Origin of the sequence: Herbaspirillum sp. B65, from assembly GCF_000333555.1 — a bacterium.
Lineage (GTDB): Bacteria > Pseudomonadota > Gammaproteobacteria > Burkholderiales > Burkholderiaceae_D > Herbaspirillum > Herbaspirillum rubrisubalbicans.
Genome location: NZ_BADI01000376.1, coordinates 1 through 4,103 on the forward strand (window position 1 = coordinate 1; position 4,103 = coordinate 4,103).

At 52.2% G+C, this 4,103-nt stretch carries 2 protein-coding genes and 2 pseudogenes; all 4 read left to right on the forward strand.

Annotation, left to right across the window (positions count from 1 at the left end):
* Positions 1–1,065: pseudogene (locus I5W_RS33260) on the forward strand (hypothetical protein); the annotation flags it as partial.
* The gene (locus I5W_RS33265) at positions 965–2,050 is read left to right on the forward strand and encodes a hypothetical protein (RefSeq protein WP_252716962.1); all 1,086 of its coding nucleotides are present in this window, start codon (positions 965–967) and stop codon (positions 2,048–2,050) included. The pseudogene I5W_RS33260 and the gene I5W_RS33265, both read left to right, overlap by 101 nt.
* 214 nt (positions 2,051–2,264) lie before the next feature.
* On the forward strand, positions 2,265–2,762 hold the full coding sequence (locus I5W_RS09215) for a CesT family type III secretion system chaperone (RefSeq protein ID WP_044528996.1): 498 nt from the start codon (positions 2,265–2,267) through the stop codon (positions 2,760–2,762).
* 156 nt (positions 2,763–2,918) lie between these two features.
* Positions 2,919–4,103 (forward strand): annotated as a pseudogene (locus I5W_RS09220) (hypothetical protein); the annotation flags it as partial.

The window sequence follows — 4,103 nt, forward strand, 5'->3', positions numbered from 1 at the left end:
CATCAAGCCAGCCTTTCGGGAGCTCCCGAAATCGTCCCCGCAACGCCAGAGGCACCCACTCTGCCGGCTCGTTCAGCAGCCGCTTTGCACGAAACCGGAAGCGGTCCAAGGACACATGTTTTCGGCACCAAGAATTTCATGAAACTGGCGCGCCATAGTGCGCCCAAACCTACTGGCGACATCAACATAGCGAAACGCTTTGGCAAAAACGTCATCGTATATAGCAGCCCTAGTTCCAACGTTAAAAAATCCCCCAATCCAGACGCGTTGCCCGAGCCAGGAGGAGACGCCATGGCGTTGGCATATAAATTTTGCGGCTCGGGGAAGATTTCTCTCATCAGTTCCCACAAATCGCCCCATCTGCTGGAATATCACCCCCGGTCTATCGTCAATATTCAGCACTCGGAAAGCCTCACCGAGGGTATGCAAGGCGATTCCGCATTCTTCCTGAATACCAGCAGAGAAGAACTCCAGCAGAACCTCAAAAACATTCCGCACGCTGCTTGTGTCACGATTTCAAATAACGCGGGTGAACAAGTCGCTGAACAGGTCGCCTTGCTGGCGCATGTCAGGCCAGACTTGCAGGTATACGGTCATGCCTCAATGTTTGCCGATCCCAAAAACAACAAAGGTGCAATCGAAGCTTTCCGGCGGGTGGGCGCGATCCTTGGCGGCGAAAAATCGGTCGTCATGCGACCTCTGAACAAGGCCGACAGCAGTTGGATTCGGAATACAACCGGTGTTGACATCTCTGCCGGCGCTGCGATCCCTGCCCTGTTCGACAAAGCGGGGAAACTCGATCGCAAATCGTTTCTGGATAACTTCAAGGCGACTCCTCACAACCCGGAGCAGGAAGAGATGCCCGGACCAAGCTACAACAGTTTGCTGCCATCTATAACGCCCTCGATTTGCGCGAAGTACAGCCGACACCAAAAAGAAAAAAACCGGGATCTTGGCGTCAATCATGAACGGTCCCTCTGTCTCGAGAAAAGCAGAAAAGCAATCAGATCCCCTGGAGAAACTGGGCAAGGTGTTGATCTTTGGATCTACCGGAAATGTGGGTGACGGCATCCTGCGTGCGCTATCTGGAAGAGTCGAAATCGATGCCCCCGTACGAAATCCAGCGCGCGCATCCGCCGCAGATCACCTGGGAAACGTCAAGTACCCGGTGCGACAGCTCGCCTTGAGCGCTTATTCGCAGAATGATTTCAGTGCCGATACTGCCTTCATCGCTGCTTCCGCTCCTCGCGATAAAAGCCGCACGGACCGAGCGGGACAATTGATCCCCAATCTAGAGCAGGTAATGATTCCGCTGATGGCCAAAATCCCATCTAACGTGAAACTGGTCCAAGTCATTACCAACCCCTGCGCGGACATGACCTATGCCGCCTGGTTGTTGCGGCCGGATCTCGCCGGAAAGATTTCATCGCATTCCGGGACAGACATTGTGCGTCAGCAGGAGCACGTGGCGGATCGAGACAATCGTGACACGTACTTTACGTTTGGGCCTCATTCACCGAATCAAGTGAACGTCGATCTGTCGACCAATGTCATTGACCGTAGCATTGCGACCAAAGCTAGCGATATCAATCGCCGCTCCGGCGGACAAGCAACCACAGATCCGACTTCGCTCTCGAGCATTTACGAAGCATTGAATATTGTCAGCGGAGAGCAATCAAGTTACGCAATTCCACTCACCGCAATCGAAGCGGAGAAGCTGCAAGATTTTCTCCACACTTCAGAATCCGAGGAACTGAAAAACATTGTGATCTCCGAAGGACTCGCGTTCACCCTTCCACGCAAGAATGGAGAAATCAATTGGGAGATGCTTGAAAAGGCACGCGACCAGGTTCCTGATTTCATGCGCAATACGCTTCCATCGATTGAAGAGTTAAATCTGGGAAGACAGACGATCCTGGATCACATCGTATCCGTGATTCAGAAGAAGCGCCCCGAACTCGCTGCACAAGTCGATCAGGAATGGGTACTTCAACATCGGCATCAGCTGCTTGAGATTCTTAACGAAACATCGCCGGCGACTAGCCGTTGATCGTGCCGCTCCCAAAAGAAGTGAGCTGCATAAAAAGACCAGAGAATTGGCTCGATAAGGCCATCCAGTCTTGCGCTGCGAGACATAAGCCATAACCGAATTTGTCGGACGCAATTTCGTCAATGGTGAATTCTCTGCACGAGGAGAGCCGGCTTTACCGTGCTCTCCCGAACTCCATTCCAAGATAAACAAGAAAGTATAAAAGGCAACACAAATGGAAAAAGACATTCCATATCGGCGCCTGCTGGACGACCTATGTCAGCGCGCCAATATTAGCGCCTCAAATTATCGAGAAGATTTTTACTATGTCGCCAACATCAAGGTCGACGATGTTGATTTTTCTCTGATGCCTGGCAGTGATGAAAATGCCGGTGCTCTCCTATTTTTCGGCGACTTCGGAATCATCCCCTTGGAATTCGAGGCCATTGCGATGCGCCGGCTGCTTGAGGCCAATCTTGTCATGATGGGTGTTGGAAGGCCGAATTTCGGCATCAACTTCAGCACCGGGCATGTGCTTCTCTCAGGAGCGGTGCAAATTGCCGGCATGGATGGCGAAAAATTGCTGGATATGCTTCACCACTACGCTGACAAGGCGAACACATGGCGGAGAAGCTATTTCATGCTCGACGAGGAACGTCAGAAATCCGGATTTTTCAGCCCTGAGCGGGACCGTATGATGAAGCAGTTCGAACGTACGTCGACAAATTTTTAAGTCTATTTTCAAGTAACGGCAAGTGAGTTGCAGTTGGAACGCCGCATCGACATCTTGGCAAGGGAGCGCACCTGATCCGGCGCTCCGTGCTCAAGCCTTCTGTACTGGCTCCCGCTACAAACACATACCGAGAAAATCTACATAGTGAGAGCCATCATGCGCCTATTTTCACTTCCCAATTTTCCTGGTTTCACGCTGGGTCGTACCAACGAGGAGACCGCCACTTCGGCAACACAGAGCGACCGCGCACGGCCAGCGCCAAGCAGTTCAGTGGAGCTTTCGACTTCCAGCGTGATAGAAGGATTGCCTCTTCCTAGTGCGACGGCTCAACACACAACTGTGAGCAACACCCGCGCACCCCATGTGCAAATCGCACATTCTGCGGGGATGCATGAATCCAGAGCAGAATTCCTAACGAGGATGCAGAATTGTTATCTCGAAGAGTTGCATCAATTCGATGAGATCCCCTCGCACAAGCTAGACGATGCGAGAAATTTGCATGAGGCATTCCGCAAATTGACGGCGGATCTGGAACGAGATTCAGCCAAAGTCACGTTGGCGCAAATCAATGAAGTCATGACGCTTGCAGAAAGCTACTTCGGCGTGAATTGGCAACAGGATACCCGACTGTCAGGTTATGCGTACCAATTTGTCAGCCATCCTTCGGCTGTTTTGGGCATCATTCCTTCTACCCTATCTGCGCATTCGAAAAAAGTGTCGACAGAATTGGTTGCCACCGGTTTCTCTTCGCAATTGCTCTACGCGCTCACGGCATTCATGCCCATGACTTTCATGCATAGCATGGTCTTCCAAGGGCAGTTTCGCTTGGCCGCACGCTCGACCAAGACCGCGTCGGACAGTGTCAAGACACCTACACTTGCGGCCTCGTTAAAAGAGCTACAAGAGGCAGCCCTTGAGTTTGAAAAAACAGCTCATGCGATGCAAGATCCTGCTCAGCAGAATTCCGATCTGCAAGATGCCATTCGCCATTTCTCGGATGCATACAACAGGCTGTTAAGCGCCCGTGCGAATTGCGCAAAGGTCGAAGCGAAGTTCAACATCGAACAAAATGCCTTGTATAAGACGACCTTGGTTCGCGGCGCTCGTGCGATCCTCAGCATGGCGTCGTCGGTCACATCACTCTTATCCCGCAACGCGCCGTTGGGTCTGGTGATCCTCAGTACAGGCACGTTGATGACGATGCTTGCACAAGTATATGCGGGCCTGTCAGACACTGCTCAGAAGGCCTCTGCCCAAAATCGCCTGATGCCGCGTGCGGTCAACGTCATCCAGGAGGCCGAGCAAGAACGGATCAGAAGTACCAGCACCGCTACGGAAGTC

What these genes read in the sequence shown, in the direction of transcription:
- I5W_RS09215 (WP_044528996.1), top strand. Translation starts at nt 2,265, where the DNA reads ATGGAAAAAGACATTCCATATCGGCGCCTGCTGGACGACCTATGTCAG.
- I5W_RS33265 (WP_252716962.1), top strand. Translation starts at nt 965, where the DNA reads ATGAACGGTCCCTCTGTCTCGAGAAAAGCAGAAAAGCAATCAGATCCC.